The 13,898-nt window shown below is 58.7% G+C and carries 13 protein-coding genes; 7 read left to right on the forward strand and 6 right to left on the reverse strand.

The window, feature by feature from the left end:
• Window position 1 precedes the first annotated feature (1 nt).
• The 6 genes from ACU6HM_RS07205 to ACU6HM_RS07230 form a co-directional block, all read right to left on the reverse strand.
• A complete protein-coding gene (locus tag ACU6HM_RS07205; protein ID WP_446763587.1) occupies window positions 2-1,264 on the reverse strand; it encodes an allantoate amidohydrolase in 1,263 nt (420 codons plus the stop codon).
• The gene (locus tag ACU6HM_RS07210) at window positions 1,261-2,628 is read right to left on the reverse strand and encodes a dihydroorotase (RefSeq protein ID WP_009462747.1); all 1,368 of its coding nucleotides are present in this window, start codon (window positions 2,626-2,628) and stop codon (window positions 1,261-1,263) included. Before ACU6HM_RS07210 ends, ACU6HM_RS07205 begins: the two co-directional genes overlap by 4 nt.
• A 122-nt stretch (window positions 2,629-2,750) precedes the next feature.
• Window positions 2,751-4,259: an amidohydrolase family protein gene (locus tag ACU6HM_RS07215; RefSeq protein WP_324577269.1), complete on the reverse strand. Its 1,509-nt coding sequence runs from the start codon at window positions 4,257-4,259 to the stop codon at window positions 2,751-2,753.
• A gap of 2 nt (window positions 4,260-4,261) precedes the next feature.
• Window positions 4,262-5,080, reverse strand: coding sequence for an ABC transporter permease (locus ACU6HM_RS07220; RefSeq protein WP_021447064.1), 819 nt, complete (start codon window positions 5,078-5,080; stop codon window positions 4,262-4,264).
• Window positions 5,080-5,841, reverse strand: coding sequence for an ABC transporter ATP-binding protein (locus ACU6HM_RS07225; protein ID WP_446763588.1), 762 nt, complete (start codon window positions 5,839-5,841; stop codon window positions 5,080-5,082). Before ACU6HM_RS07225 ends, ACU6HM_RS07220 begins: the two co-directional genes overlap by 1 nt.
• A gap of 67 nt (window positions 5,842-5,908) precedes the next feature.
• Window positions 5,909-6,922, reverse strand: coding sequence for an ABC transporter substrate-binding protein (locus ACU6HM_RS07230; RefSeq protein ID WP_446763589.1), 1,014 nt, complete (start codon window positions 6,920-6,922; stop codon window positions 5,909-5,911).
• Between the two features lie 150 nt (window positions 6,923-7,072).
• On the opposite strand from ACU6HM_RS07230, the gene ACU6HM_RS07235 reads away from it, so the two are divergent.
• The 7 genes from ACU6HM_RS07235 to ACU6HM_RS07265 all read left to right on the forward strand — a co-directional run bounded on the left by ACU6HM_RS07235 (window position 7,073) and on the right by ACU6HM_RS07265 (window position 13,827).
• Complete coding sequence (locus tag ACU6HM_RS07235; RefSeq protein ID WP_083054310.1) at window positions 7,073-7,981, forward strand: LysR substrate-binding domain-containing protein; 909 nt, start codon at window positions 7,073-7,075, stop codon at window positions 7,979-7,981.
• Window positions 7,982-8,234: 253 nt separating this feature from the next.
• Window positions 8,235-9,173, forward strand: a complete 939-nt coding sequence (locus ACU6HM_RS07240) for a substrate-binding periplasmic protein (protein WP_026484057.1) — start codon at window positions 8,235-8,237, stop codon at window positions 9,171-9,173.
• 87 nt (window positions 9,174-9,260) lie between these two features.
• A complete protein-coding gene (locus ACU6HM_RS07245; protein ID WP_009462730.1) occupies window positions 9,261-9,992 on the forward strand; it encodes an amino acid ABC transporter ATP-binding protein in 732 nt (243 codons plus the stop codon).
• A gap of 8 nt (window positions 9,993-10,000) precedes the next feature.
• On the forward strand, window positions 10,001-10,672 hold the full coding sequence (locus tag ACU6HM_RS07250) for an amino acid ABC transporter permease (RefSeq protein ID WP_446763590.1): 672 nt from the start codon (window positions 10,001-10,003) through the stop codon (window positions 10,670-10,672).
• A 12-nt stretch (window positions 10,673-10,684) separates the two neighbouring features.
• Window positions 10,685-11,353 carry an amino acid ABC transporter permease gene (locus tag ACU6HM_RS07255; protein ID WP_009462726.1) on the forward strand — a complete coding sequence of 223 codons (669 nt, stop codon included), beginning with the start codon at window positions 10,685-10,687 and terminating at the stop codon, window positions 11,351-11,353.
• A 14-nt stretch (window positions 11,354-11,367) separates the two neighbouring features.
• On the forward strand, window positions 11,368-12,273 hold the full coding sequence (locus ACU6HM_RS07260; protein WP_371477612.1) for a dihydrodipicolinate synthase family protein: 906 nt from the start codon (window positions 11,368-11,370) through the stop codon (window positions 12,271-12,273).
• A 996-nt stretch (window positions 12,274-13,269) separates the two neighbouring features.
• On the forward strand, window positions 13,270-13,827 hold the full coding sequence (locus ACU6HM_RS07265; protein ID WP_009462720.1) for a methylated-DNA--[protein]-cysteine S-methyltransferase: 558 nt from the start codon (window positions 13,270-13,272) through the stop codon (window positions 13,825-13,827).
• The last annotated feature ends 71 nt before the right edge of the window (window positions 13,828-13,898 follow it).

The following is a 13,898-nucleotide window of genomic DNA, read 5'->3' on the forward strand; positions in this document are numbered from 1 at the left end:
GTCAGCTCTCCAGGCTCTGGTCCAACATGACAACGGTCTGATACAGAACCCGCGTACCGTCCAGAAGCTGCTCGGACGTAATGGATTCTTCAGGGCAATGGCTGCGACCATTCAGGCAGGGAATGAAGATCATGCCCATGGGGCCGCTGGGTGCCATGTAAACCGCATCATGACCGGCGCCGCTAGGCATGACCATGCTCGGGTATCCCAAAGCGCTGGCAGCCTGCTCGATGATGCTCATCACCTCGGGCGTGCAATCTGTGGGCTTGGCCAGGCTGACTTGCGCCGCGTCCAGACCCAGGCCCATGGCCTCGATTTCCGGGCGCAACTGGGCCAGCAGTTCCTCGGTGAAGTTCTGCATCAGCTCCTGGCGGTCGCTGCGTACTTCCACCATCATCTCCACCCTTCCGGGTACAGCATTGGAAGCGTTGGGTGTCAGGTTCAGGTTGCCAATGGTGGCGACCAGATAGTCTGGTCCCCCCAGAGCCCGGCGGGCCTTGCGCTCCACTTCACTGATGATCAGGCTGGCACCGACCAGAGCATCACGGCGTATGTCCATGGGGGTGGTGCCTGCATGGTCCGGGCGACCTGTGATGATGATGCGGTGGCGGCAAATGCCCACAATATTGCTGACCACACCGATAGGCAGATTGCGCGATTCCAGTACCGGCCCTTGTTCGATATGCAACTCGACAAAGGCGGCGGTATCACCGGGCGCACGACGGGCCTGGGCCAGCTCCTGGGGGCGGCCTCCGATGCGGGCAATGCCTTGCGCCAGCGTTTCGCCCTGCGGATTGCGTTCGGCCAGCATGGCGTCGGACAAGACCCCGCCCATGGCGCGACTGCCTACGCAGGACACACCATAGTCGCTAGGCTCCTCAGACAGAAAATCTACTACTTCAAAAGGATGGTCCAGCTGGATGTTCTGCTCGTTCAGGCAATGGGCCACTTCCAGCCCGGCCAGCACGCCGATGATGCCGTCGTAGCGTCCGCCATACATCACGGTGTCGCAGTGGGAGCCGGTGGTAATCGGTGCCAGGCCGGGCTTGCGCCCTTCGCGGCGACCGATCAGATTGCCCGCGGCATCCATGCGTACGGTCAGGCCCGCTTCTTCGAACTGTTTCAGCAGCCACTGACGCGATTGCAGAAACAGATCGGAGAATGCACGGCGTGTCCAGGGCTGGTCGGGTAGCGTGAACGCGGCCAGCTCCTGGGTGCTGCGCCACAGGCGCTCCTGATTCAACAAGGGCATGGCCAGACTCATGACAATTCGCCTGCCTTGTGCGGACGGATGAACTGACCGTCGCCCGCTGCGTTACGCACGGTTTTGCCGTCCCAGGCCAGTTGGCCGCGCACATAGGTGGCTTCCACACGCACTTGAAACTCGCGGTCCTCGAAGGAGCTCCAGGTCACGGCGGACAGGCTGGTGGACGGGTCAAAACGGTAGGTTTCGGGTTTGACGATCACGATATCGGCGTCTGCGCCCACATTCAGCGAACCCTTGCGGTGTTCCAGCAGGAAGTGTTGGGCAGGGCCCCAGCACAATTGCTTGACGACCATAGTGGGGGAAATGCCGTGTTCGGCGCAGCCTGTCCAGAAGGCGGGCAGCAGGGTTTCCAGACCAGGACCACCAGAGGAGTTCTGGAACACATTGTCAAACTGCTTGCGCTCCAGGCCCCAGCTGACGTGGTCGGAGGACACGAAGGTACATTCGTCGTTGGCAATGTGGGTCCAGAGCAGATCCATTTCCGCCTTGGGGCGAATGGGAGGGTAGTGCTTGGTCTTGGCACCGAAGCGGCGGGTGTGTTCTTCGTGGTTCAGCATCAGGTACTGCACGCAGGTTTCAATTGAGGCCTTGTGGCCTGCCTGACGGTACATATTGCAGATTTCAAATCCGCGCGACAGAGATACGTGCACGGCGTGGGCGCGGGCACCGGTCTGGGCACCGATTTCATAAATGGCACTGGTGGCCAGGTTTTCGATCAAAGGGGTGTGAGCGCGCAAGAAGGCGTCCCAACCCGTATCACCGGCTTCGACCATGCGCTTGATGTTCTTGCGTGTCAGTTCCTGGTCCTGGTTGTGGACACCGCAGGCCAGGCCGGAGGGGGCAATCAGGCGGAAGGCTTCCATCAGGATGTCTTCTTCCACGCGCGGAAAGCGGTTGGGGCTGGCTTCAAAGGTAGAGAACTTGAAACCGCAAACGCCGCCTTCAATCAGGCCAGCGGCTGCTTCCAGACCGTGCTGGTCGTTCAATGTGCCGTAGCAGGCCACGTCCACGTGGCAATCGCTTTCAATGCGGGCAATCTTGTCTTCCAACTGCGGGCGGGAGGCAACGGGTTCGGGATCGTCGTACGGCATTTCCACCATGGTGGTCACGCCACCGGCGGCCGCCGCACGCGAGGCCCAACCCAGACCTTCCTGATTGGCCTGGCTACCAGAGTGCACCTGACCGTCCAGCACGCCGGGCATGACCCACATGCCACGCGCATCCACATGTTCACGGGCCGAAGGAGCCGCGCCAACACCGCGGGCTGCTACTCGGCCTTCGCGGACGGCCACCCAGCCGTCAGTGATGATGCGGTCGCGTTCAACAATATTTCCTCGTACTACCAGATCAAAGTCGCTCATTATCTTCCTCCTTGGATGGCTCGGACCCGCGCATCTCGCGTGCCCGCAATCGTGTTCGTTTCCATGATTGAATCAAATCCAGTCATGAATGTCGTATGCCTATTTATCGGTAAAACATAACGTCATGTTAAGTCTTGCTTGGAGTGCGCCCAGCGCTGCACGTGATAGCGGTCGTGGCCCAGGCACAGGCAGAACGAACCTACGGCTTTGGCCAGTTTTTCCGTGATGTGGCGCTTGTCGTAGGTATTGCGTGTGATGCGTTCCTGGGCCTGCTCCACTTGTTGGCGCAGGCGAGGCATATTCACTTGTGTTAACTGTCGGTCGCGCACGGCAAACTGGCCGTCGACCATCACATGGCGCAGCGCCAGCCCGTCTTCCAGATGCACCAGCTGATTGACCGTGTTGTTATGCGGAATCCAGTTGATATGGGCCAGATCCAGAAACACGATGTCGGCCTTTCGACCTGGTTCCAGACGTCCCAACTGCTCGCCCATGCCCAGGCAGCGGGCGCTGCCTTCGGTGGCGGCGTACAGCGCTTGTTCGGTTGTGACCCAGCGTTCTGTATCCGGGCCGCGCACCTTGGACGAGAAGGAGGCTAGACGCATGGCCTCGTACATATTCTGGTTATCGCCACTATTGGAGCCGTCCGTGCCCAGGCCCACGGTAATGCCGCGTTCCAGCATGGAGTTCACATCGGCAATTCCATTGCCTAAACGCATATTGCTGCCGGGGTTGTGGGCCACCATGGCACCGCGTTCGGCCAGAATGTCCAGGTCGCGCTCGTCCAGCCAGATGGCGTGTGCCAGGGTGAAACGGGGCGAGATCAGGCCCAGCTTGTCCAGATGCTGAACAATGGTGGTGCCATAGCGTTTCATGCCGGTCAGGGCTTGCACATAGGACTCGCCAACGTGGCTGTGCAGGCCGATATTGCGCTCCGCGCTGATTTCACCGCAGGTTTGCAGGAACTCGTCCGAGCACAGCATGGGAATGGTCGGGGCCAAGGCCACGCGAATGCGGTCGGGGTTGCGCTGCTGATCCAGAAAGTCCGTCAGGCCCGAGAGCGTAGCCCGGAACGATTGCGGTGCCAGTTGGGCCACAAACTTTTGCAGCTCTTCCGGTAGGGCTTCGATCAGGCCGGGGACGGACTGGTAAAAGGATAGGTCCGCCATCATGGGCGCTACCGTGGCTCGCATGCCAGCATCCACATAGGCCTGGGCAACCGTGTTCATGCCTTCCGCCGTCGGGACCGGGACTTCGGAGTACAGGTCGTAGCTGGCGGTACAGCCTTTGAGCAGCATTTCTGCCGCGTTCAACTGAGTGCTCAGGTATTTGTCTTCCAGATGGCGGTCGCCATTGATCCAGGGGCCAGCCGTCAATAAAAGCTCCAGCGACCAGCGATCCCCCATGGCTTTGGCATAGGTGCCGTGGCCGTGGGTGTGGGCGTTGATCAGGCCGGGGTGCAGCAATTGGTCATCCGCTTGCACCACCGTGGCTTCAGACGGCGCGGGCAGGCCGGGCGGACCCATGGCTTCGATCTCGCCATTCTTGATCAGAATGTCCAGAGGTTCGGCCTTGGCTTGGGCGTGGGCCAGCACCAGGCCCCCACGGATGACGGTATAACTTGATGTCATGATCAGCTCCGATTGTCCTTGATTGCCCAAGGGAACAGGATGCGTTCGGCGGCAGAAATTACCTGAAAGAACACAATGCCCAGCACGGACAAGATCGCCATGGCGCCAAAGGCAACCGGTGTCTTGAAGAAGGCCGTAGAGGTGGTGATCAAGTAGCCAAGACCTTGGTCAGCGGCTACAAATTCACCGACTACTGCACCCACCACGGATAAGGTGATGGCCACTTTCAGGCCCGAGAAAATAAAGGGCACGGCAAAGGGCAGGCGAATGCGGAAAAACTCTTGCAAGCGGGTGGCGCGGCAGGCACGGACCAGCTCGATCAGCTCGGGCGGGGCCGCCAGCAGGCCGGAGGTCATGGAGATCACCAGCGGGAAGAAGGCCACCAGAAAAGTCACCACGACGCGTGGCAGCTCAGTGGGTCCAAAGATAATGACCAGAATCGGAGCCAGGGCCACCTTGGGGATGGACTGGGTCAGGATCAGCAGCGGGTAGATGGCCTGCTCGAAAAAGCGCGAGTAGGTAATCAGCACGGCCAGCGGAAAGCTGATCACAATCGACAGCAAAAAGCCCAGCATGATGGTGCGCGTGGACACCAGCGTGTGCATCAGCATGGCCTCTTTCATTTGCATGGAATCGGCCCAGATGCGCGAGGGGGCAGGCACCAGGTATTCAGGGATATCAAACAGGCGGCTGGCCAGCTCCCACAGGATGACCACGGCAATCAGGGTGATGGCCGGGACGGTAATTTCATTGAAATCGCGCAGGCGCAGTCGTCGCTTGCGCACGGGCGCGGCGCCCAGGGTTTGAGTTTGCTCGCTCATCAAGCCACCTCGTGTTGGAAAATGAGTTCACGGACGGCAGCGGCACAGCGCGTAAATTCGGGCGTGCCCACCAGAGAAAAGTCGCGTTCGCGGGGCAGGTTTACATCCAGAATTTCGGTAATCTGGCCGGGGCGCGGCGACATCACCACAATGCGGTGCCCCAGCATGACGGCTTCGGAAATCGAGTGCGTCACAAAGACAATGGTTTTGGGGTCTTCGTACCAAAGGCGCAGCAGCTCCAGCGTCATGGTTTCGCGTGTCAGTGCGTCCAGGGCGCCGAAGGGCTCATCCATCAGCACGACTTTGGGGTTGTGGACCAGGGCGCGGCAAATGGCTACGCGTTGCTGCATGCCACCGGACAATTGCTTGGGGTGGTGGTGCAGAAAATTGCCCAGCCCGGCGGTAGTGAGCAGACGCGTGGCGCGGCTGCGGGCCTGATCGTCCAGACGACCCATGATGCTCGATGGCAAGAGGGTGTTGTCCAGAATATTGGCCCACGGCACCAGCGTCGGGGCCTGGAACACGATGCCGGTGTCCTGGCGGGGGTGGGCAACGATTTCATCATCAATGCTGACGGTGCCGGTGGTGGGCATCAGCAAGCCGGCGATCAGGCGTAGCAGCGTGGATTTCCCACAGCCCGAAGCGCCGACAATGGCAATGATTTCGTTGTCCTGGATGTCCAGATTGATTTGTTTCAGCGCCTGAGTCTCTCGCTCGGTAGTACGACCGTAGATCAGGTTGACGTCTTGAATGCGTATCACAATGCGCTCCTAGGCGCGCGCCGGCCCGCCTGGGCCAAGCCGGAGCACGCGCGAAAATCAGTTCAGCTCAGGGCTTGGCCGTGCCGTTGGCCTTGACGATGAACTGGGTGTCGTAGGCTTGGTGATAGTCCCAGGCGGGATCCAGGCTTTGGGCTTCTGCAACGGCCTCGTAGGTGTTTTTCATGCGGCCTTCTTCCAGGCTGCCTACTCCGTGCTCGGCACTGAAATCGGTGTAGATGTAGCCCAGCACCGCTTTCAGGTTGCCCATGCAGTCATCAAGGTCGATTTCCGGATTGGCCTTTACGTGGGCCTGACAAGCCGTGTCCGGGTCCTTGCGGGCGGCTTCCCAGGCTTCGATGGTGGCGTCCAGGAAGTTCTGCACCATTTGTGGGCGCTCGGTCAGTGTCTTGTCGGTGGCGAATACGGACAAGGCGTAGATGTTGAAACCCTGGTCGCTAAAGGGCAGCACCACGATTTCCTTGCCAAAACGCTTGGCCTGCTTGTTCTGGTAGTAGTAGTTGGTGGCCAGGAAAGGAGCGGCGTCCACTTTGCCGTTGATCAGCAGCGGTGCCATGGAGGAGCCGTCAACGGTCACCCACTGAATCTTGTCGGGATCGGTGTTGGCCTTGCGCGCCACCATGGGGAAGTAAAGCTTGTGGCTGTTACCGGGCGAGACGGCAATTTTCTTGCCTTCCAGGCCGGAGAAATCGGTAATACCCGAATCTTTGCGCACAAATAGGGAATGGGCCGAGTGCGAGAAGGTGGAAGCAATGGCCTTGATGGGAGTCTGGCTGTTCTGACGCGAGGTCAGAATGGCGGAAATATCGGCCAAGCCAATATCGGCCGCGCCGCCAGCCACTTTCAGAACTGTGTCACCCGAACCGGTGCCACGGGTAATCTTCAGGTTGATGCCGTGTTTCTCGTAAATCCCGTTGGCAATGCCGGAGTAATACGGGGCATAGTCGCCGGTGGGGATGAAGTCCAGCATGAGATGAACGTTGTCAGCGGCGTGGGCGGCGGGCGCAGCGGCGGCCAGTCCCAAGCCCAGCACCGCCAGGGTGCGAGCAAGCAGGGTTTGCATGATTTTGTCTCCGTGTCGTAGTTATGAAGCCGCTCTGTAAGCCCGTTGCGATCAAGGCGCGCCGGGATGGCAGCTTGAAAAAATTGAAACATAGGCAAATCAAAATGTCTTATGCTTATTTGTGCTCGAAACATAAGGCTACGTTAAGGGATGCTGCTCAATCTTCGTCAAATCGAGGTTTTTCGCGCGATCATGCTGACCGGTTCCATCAGCAAGGCGGCGCAATTGCTGAACGTGTCGCAACCGGCCATCAGCCGCCTGCTGTCCTATACCGAATCGCGTATTGGTCTGGTGCTGTTCGAGCGTATCAAGGGGCGTCTGTACCCCACGCCCGAGGCGCGTCGGCTCTATCAGGAGGTGGAGCAGGTTCATAACAGCGTGCAGCGGGTAAACGAGGTGGCCACCGACCTGATCGAAAAGCGCCACGGCAGCTTGCACATTGCCGTCAGCCCCAGTCTGGGCCAGACCTTGATCCCCATGGCGGTGACGCGTTTTCGCCAGGCATTCCCGGACGTGAAGGTGTATGTGCGCACGCTGATTTCCAGTGATCTGGTACAGGCTTTGGTCACCCAGCAGGCCGAGGTCGGTGTGGCTATCGTGCCGCTGACGCATCCCAGCTTGCATGCCCAATCCATTTATGAAAACCATCTGGTGGCGGTGTTGCCAGCCAGTCATCCGCTGGCCGACAAGCAGGAACTGGACGCCAGCGATCTGGAAGGGCTGGACCTGATTGGTTATGGCAATGACACTCCTTATGGCCAGATGGTGCAGCAGTTATTTGGTAACCGTCCTGGTGTGCCGCAACTGGCGGTAGAAGTGCGTTTGACGCATATTGCCTGTGCCATGGTGCAGGCTGGAGCCGGGATTGCAATTGTGGACGAGCTGGCCGTGGCAGGCCGGGTCTGGCCGGATGTGGTGGTGCGCCCCATTAATCCGCGCACCACCATGCCTTTGCACATGCTGCATTCCAATGTGGTGCCGGTGTCGCAATTGGCTCACGACTTCATGAAAGTGGTCATTTCTACCGCCTCCCGAGGGATGCGGGCAGGCTGGGCCTGAGTGATTCATCCATAAATACATCGTCCCCCCACGCTGCGCTTTTGCTTGGCGGCCTCTCCAGGGGGGGACTTACCCTTATCAAGGGCGACTGTCGGGAAATGTGCGTGTTCGCGTATTGCGCCGCGTATAAGGGGTACGGGTATTTGCTTAACCCTGTGTTATGAAGGGTTAATAAAAAAGCATATGACATCAAGGTTTTGCCAATCCTAGAATTAAAGCACTACAAACAGAAAATGGATGGCAAGGAGACCTTATGCAAGGCGTATACACAATCGCCCCGTTGGCTGCGGCTGTATCCCGCAAAAACACCCTGTCCCGCTGGGGACGTGTCAGCAGCAAAGCTGGCTTGATGCTGGCCACATTGGCTGCCGGCGTGGCCTTGAGCCTGCCCGCTCATGCGGTCAACCCCAATCAGGGCAAGATGTTCAAGGTGGCTGCAGACGTGGGCCTGGTTCCGTTTTTCATGCGCGGCACCGATGGCAAGCTGGATGGCTTTTCTAATGATCTGACCCAGGAAGTGGCCCGACGCATGGGTTACGAGGGGGCGGAGGTCATCGACACCCCGTTTTCCGCTATTTTTGCGGGCTTGTTTTCCAGTCGCTACGACATGGTGGCGGCTCCCACCAACACCACACGTGAACGTGCGGAGCAAATGCTGTTTGCCGAGCCGTATATGGCGGGCGGCCTGAGCTTTCTGGCTAAAAAGGGCGCGACCGTCAATGCGCTGGAAGACCTGAAAGGCAAGACCATTGCCGTCAATAACGGCAGCTTCTCGGACCGTTGGTTGCAGGACAATCAGGAAAAATACGGCTACAAGATCCAGCGCTTCAACAAGAACACGGATGCTGTGCAGGCCGTAGCTATTGGTCGCGCCTTTGCCAATATGTCCGAGACTCCTTTGGCACGCTATATCGCCACCCAGACCCCCGCACTGGCCCCGGTCTACGACATGACCACCGAGGCTAACTACGCCTTTGCCTTCCGCAAGGACGACACGGCCCTGCGTAATCGCGTGGATGAAGTGCTGGAATGCATGAAGCAGGACGGCTCCCTGTCCAAGCTGCATGTGAAGTGGTTCGGTACGGAACCCAATGCTGGTACGGCCATGACGGTGATTTTCCCCGGCTATGGCGTGCCCGACTTCCCTGGCTACGAGCCCACCGAGCACACCCCCGACTGCTCCCGTCCTTAAAAGCGCCTTCGCGCTGTTTCTCTAGCTATATGGCCCTGCAGGGGCCGGTCCCCGCCTGCCCGACTGGCAGGCGGTCAAGGAGCGACCATGAGTGAAATTGTCCGCATCCAGGGCTTGCGCAAATCGTTTGGGCAGGCCGAAATTCTTAAAGGCATAGACCTGAGCGTCAACACCGGCGAAGTTGTCGTGATGATTGGCGGCTCGGGCTCGGGCAAAAGTACCTGTCTGCGCTGCATCAACCGTCTGGAAACCCCGACCAGCGGCACGATTGTGGTGGCTGGCAGTGATGTGACCTGTCCGCGCACCGACCTGAACCAGGTGCGCCAGAACATAGGCATGGTGTTTCAGGGCATACACCTGTACCCGCATATGACGGCGCTGGGCAATGTGATGCTGGCGCTGCGCAAGGTGAAAAAAGTGCCCAAGGCGCAGGCCGAAGAGCAGGCCCGCCATCATCTGGAACAGGTGGGTCTGGCCCAGCGTATCGAACACTATCCCAGCCAGTTGTCCGGCGGCCAGCAGCAGCGGGTGGGCATTGCCCGCGCGCTGGCGCTGGAGCCCAAAGTCATGCTGTTTGACGAGCCTACCTCGGGTCTGGACCCGGAGCTGGTCGGTGAAGTGCTGAACGTGATGAAACGCACCCGCGATGCGGGCATGACCATGGTGATTGTTACGCACGAAATGCAGTTTGCCCGCGAAGTAGGGGACCGCATTGTGTTCATGGATCAGGGCGTGATTCTGGACCAGGGCAGTCCCGATGAAATTCTGTGTAAGCCGCGTCACAAGCGTATTCAGGATTTTCTGAGCCGCATGAACTGAGGCCGGCCATGGATCAGATAATTTATTACTTCTTTAACTGGACGCTGATCAGCCCCTATTTGCCCGAGATCATGCTGGGCTTTTGGGTCACGCTGCAAATGGCCGTGATGACCGTGGTTCTGGGCACTGTCCTGGGCCTGGGTCTGGCCGTGTTGCGTTGCTACGGCTGGCGCCCCGTCAATATCTTGATGACCTTGTATGTGGACGTGTTCCGTGCGATTCCGCAGCTGGTCATTATTGTGCTGGTGTTCTTCGCTTTGCCGTCCCTGGGGATTGTGATTGAACCCGTTCCTGCCACCGTTCTGGCCTTGAGCCTGGTGTTGTCTGCCTTTGCTGAAGAAATCTTCTGGTCTGGCATTGCTGCGGTGCCCACGGGTCAGTGGGAAGCGGGCCGCTCCACCGGCATGGGTTTCAGTCAGACGCTGTTTGCCATCATCCTGCCGCAAGCCGTGCGCCTGGCGATTCCACCACTGACCAATCGCGCTATCGGGATTACCAAAGGCACCACCTTGGGTTCGGTGATTGCCGTGCCTGAGCTGCTTAATGTGTCCAGCAATATCCAGTCCAACATTGCCAACCCCACCGCCTTTACGGCCGGGGCCATTTTGTTCTGCCTGATTTTCTTCCCCTTCGTTCATCTGACGAGGGTGCTGGAACGGCGCTATGCGATCAAGTCGTAGGAGTGACGCGCTATGGAACTGATCGATACTTTTCTGAACCCGAAGATTCTTGCCGCCAGCTGGCCCTTGCTGCTTCAGGGCTTGTGGCTGACCGTCAAGCTCTCGGTGATCATCGTGCCGCTGGCTGCCTTGCTGGGTCTGGTGATCGCTTGCCTGCATTATCAGCAACATCGCTGGCTGAACCGCCTGATTCTGCTGTACGTGGATTTTTTCCGTGCCTTCCCGCCTTTGGTGCTGCTGATCTTCATTTACTACGGCCTGCCTTTTTTGGGCCTGCCCTTGAATGAGTTTTCCGCCACGGTGCTGGCGCTGGTTTTGAACAGCAGTGGTTACTTCGCGGAGATTTTCCGTGCCGGGCTGGAGTCGGTGTCCCCCGGCCAGAACGAGGCGGCGCGCTCGACCGGCTTGAACGCCCGTCAGGCCATGGCCTATGTGGTTGTGCCCCAAGGTGTGCGCAATGTAATTCCGGATCTGGCCAGCAACACGCTGGAAGCCATCAAGCAGACCTCGATTGCCTCGGCCGTGGCCTTGCCCGAACTGCTGCGTTCGGCCCAGATCGTGCAGGGCGAGACCTATAGTCAGACGCCTCTGGTAGCCGCTGCGCTGATTTATTTCATTCTTCTCTGGCCCTTGGTACGCATGATTTCGCGTATGCAAAAGCCATTTGTTATTCCACGTTGAGCCTAAGCGTAATTATGAAAAATAAAGGTGTCTTTTCCATTTGCCCCACTCCCTTCAAACCGGGTGGCGAGCTGGATTTGCAAAGCCTGGTCAGTCTGGTGAATTTCCAGCTGGAAGCCGGTATTCACGGCTTGGCGATTTTGGGGGTGATGGGTGAACTGCACAAGCTCAGTACCTTTGAGCGTCGGCGTGTCATTGAAACCGTCGTGGCGGCAGTGCGCGGTGCGGTGCCGGTCTGGGTGGGAGTGCGGGCCATGGGAACGGCAGCGGCGGTGGAGCAGGCTCGCAGCGCTGAAGATCTGGGGGGCGATGCGATTTTTGTCGCTCCCTTGGCGGGGGCGGATGACGATATGCAGGTGTCCTTTTACCGCCAGATTGTGCAGGCTATTCGTTTGCCGGTGGTCATTCACGACTTCCCGGAACTGTTCGCCGCCCGCATCAGTCCGGCCTTGGCTGTGCGTTTGAAGGCAGAGGCGGGTGTATCCATTCTGAATTCCGAAGACCCTCCCGTCGGACAGAAGATTACCGCTGTGCGGGGTCTGTCGGGTGATGCCTTGCCGATCTTGAGTGGCCTGGGTGGCATGCATTTTCTGGAAGAGCTGCAACGGGGGGCCGATGGCGTGGTCACCGGCTTCTCCTTCCCGGAGATTCTGCTCAAGGTCTATGCCTTGCACCGTCAGGGCGAACAGGAGGAAGCCGCCCGTGTGTTTGACCGTTATTGCTCGCTGATCCGTTACGAGTTTCAGCCTTTGGTGGCGCTGGCCCTGCGCAAGTATTCCTATATGCGCCGTGGCATCATCGCCTGCGATGCGACGCGTGATCCGGCGACGGCTCTGGACCATATCAGCCGGGACGAGTTTGAGGCTGTGGTGCGCCGTGTGGGTCTGGACTTGTCTGCAACGGGTGTGCAAACCGTTTAAACCTTGCTGTTCTTGAGTAACTGCTGCATTTGTTGGATTTGCCGGGTAAATAACGTCTGGGGGGCCCCGGCGTTATTTAGCCGGTTTTTTTGCTTGCGCTTCTTTCTTCTTCTTCTTCTTCTTCGGTTTCCTGAGAGTTGGGGAGTGGCGCTGTTTGTGTGCAGAGCAGGAGGTTTTTGAGACAAGGAGCGCAGAGAGCCTGCATGTTTAGATAGTGTCTCGTGAAAACGCCGGTCTGGGCCGGGGGCCGTCCTCCGGGCTTGGCTCCTTGCCGGTGCTGCGCACCGGTGCCCTGGTCAGGCTTGCTATTCGGGCGCGTCCTGAACTCGCGAAAGTGCCTTGTCCCCCGGACAAGGCACAAGCATTTCGCTCAAACAGCAGGACGCTTGGACCCCGAATAGCAAGCCTGCCTGCGGCAAGAAGCCTGAATCGCCCAGAGGGCGGCCCCCGGCCCAGATCGGCTCACAATGACTATCAATATGAGACTTTCGTCCTTTTTGGGCCTGGCGGTATGTAGCCCTTTGGGCTGCTGTAGCGGCGTGAGGAACTTGAGGGAGCGAGGTTTGCGTGTTGGTCGTCGCTCTCAATAGTTAGCGGTGGGTGTGGGGGGACGCAAAAATAGGAGCCAAGCACTAACTATTGAGAGCCAGGCACTTCATGGGAGCATGAACCTTGCGCAGGATATCCCGCTCAACAAAATGTTGTGCGTAATCGGGAGCTTGTCGTGCGTCTTTGACGCCAAAGCCAATGCGCTTGCCAAGGTGATTGTTGTTGTCTCAGTCTCTTGTTCTTTTAGGTTTTCTTGCTCACTCAGGCGCTTTTATAGGCGCATAAGGAGTTGGTACAAGGACGAGAGGTGCTGCGGCCAGGCGGCTTTGGGTTGAAAAGCCTTTGACCAGGAGCTGGCCTCTAGCCTGCCTGGGTATTGCCGGAGTTTTTGAAGTGGCAGGAGCCGCGCAGTATGATCAGACATTCTGCCCTTGGATCGGGATTGCCATGTTTGCCTATGTCGGGCTGCGTACTGCCTGCTTTGATACGCCTTTAGGGGCGATGCGTCTGCTGGTGGACGCTCAAGGAGCCTTGCTGCGTCTGGACTTCGAGGAAGAGACCGTACATGGTCTGACACCCGAGCAACTGGCCGGGCTGATCCCGGAACCTGCTTTGGCCGAGCCCGTGCAGACTCAACTGGACGCGTATTTTGCCGGCAAGCTGCAGCAGTTTGATCTGCCTTTCAGCCTGCAAGGGACAGAGTTTCAGCAACAGGTCTGGCAGGCCTTGCTGACTATTCCCTATGGTCAGACCTGGACCTATGGCCAGATGGCCGAACATCTGGGCCGTCCCAAGGCGGTCCGTGCTGTGGGCCAGGCCTGCGGCCTCAATCCCATCAGCATTATCGTGCCGTGTCACCGCGTGCAAGGCGCCAATGGCATGTTGACCGGCTTTAGCTCCGGCTTGCATCGCAAAGCCAGCCTGCTGGACTTTGAACGCCGTGTGCATTTGACGGGCACGGGCGACATCCAGGCCAGCATGCCCGCCCAGCTGGATTTGTTCTAAAGCAGGACAGGGCTCACTCCGTACCCAAATCAACAAGCCTCCGTGCACAGAATCACAAGTCCGGGCTTGTC

It is taken from the genome of Alcaligenes sp. RM2, from assembly GCF_052931795.1.

What these genes read in the sequence shown, in the direction of transcription:
- ACU6HM_RS07205 (WP_446763587.1), bottom strand. Translation starts at nt 1,264, where the DNA reads ATGAGTCTGGCCATGCCCTTGTTGAATCAGGAGCGCCTGTGGCGCAGC.
- ACU6HM_RS07210 (WP_009462747.1), bottom strand. Translation starts at nt 2,628, where the DNA reads ATGAGCGACTTTGATCTGGTAGTACGAGGAAATATTGTTGAACGCGAC.
- ACU6HM_RS07215 (WP_324577269.1), bottom strand. Translation starts at nt 4,259, where the DNA reads ATGACATCAAGTTATACCGTCATCCGTGGGGGCCTGGTGCTGGCCCAC.
- ACU6HM_RS07220 (WP_021447064.1), bottom strand. Translation starts at nt 5,080, where the DNA reads ATGAGCGAGCAAACTCAAACCCTGGGCGCCGCGCCCGTGCGCAAGCGA.
- ACU6HM_RS07230 (WP_446763589.1), bottom strand. Translation starts at nt 6,922, where the DNA reads ATGCAAACCCTGCTTGCTCGCACCCTGGCGGTGCTGGGCTTGGGACTG.
- ACU6HM_RS07235 (WP_083054310.1), top strand. Translation starts at nt 7,073, where the DNA reads ATGCTGCTCAATCTTCGTCAAATCGAGGTTTTTCGCGCGATCATGCTG.
- ACU6HM_RS07240 (WP_026484057.1), top strand. Translation starts at nt 8,235, where the DNA reads ATGCAAGGCGTATACACAATCGCCCCGTTGGCTGCGGCTGTATCCCGC.
- ACU6HM_RS07245 (WP_009462730.1), top strand. Translation starts at nt 9,261, where the DNA reads ATGAGTGAAATTGTCCGCATCCAGGGCTTGCGCAAATCGTTTGGGCAG.
- ACU6HM_RS07250 (WP_446763590.1), top strand. Translation starts at nt 10,001, where the DNA reads ATGGATCAGATAATTTATTACTTCTTTAACTGGACGCTGATCAGCCCC.
- ACU6HM_RS07255 (WP_009462726.1), top strand. Translation starts at nt 10,685, where the DNA reads ATGGAACTGATCGATACTTTTCTGAACCCGAAGATTCTTGCCGCCAGC.
- ACU6HM_RS07260 (WP_371477612.1), top strand. Translation starts at nt 11,368, where the DNA reads ATGAAAAATAAAGGTGTCTTTTCCATTTGCCCCACTCCCTTCAAACCG.
- ACU6HM_RS07265 (WP_009462720.1), top strand. Translation starts at nt 13,270, where the DNA reads ATGTTTGCCTATGTCGGGCTGCGTACTGCCTGCTTTGATACGCCTTTA.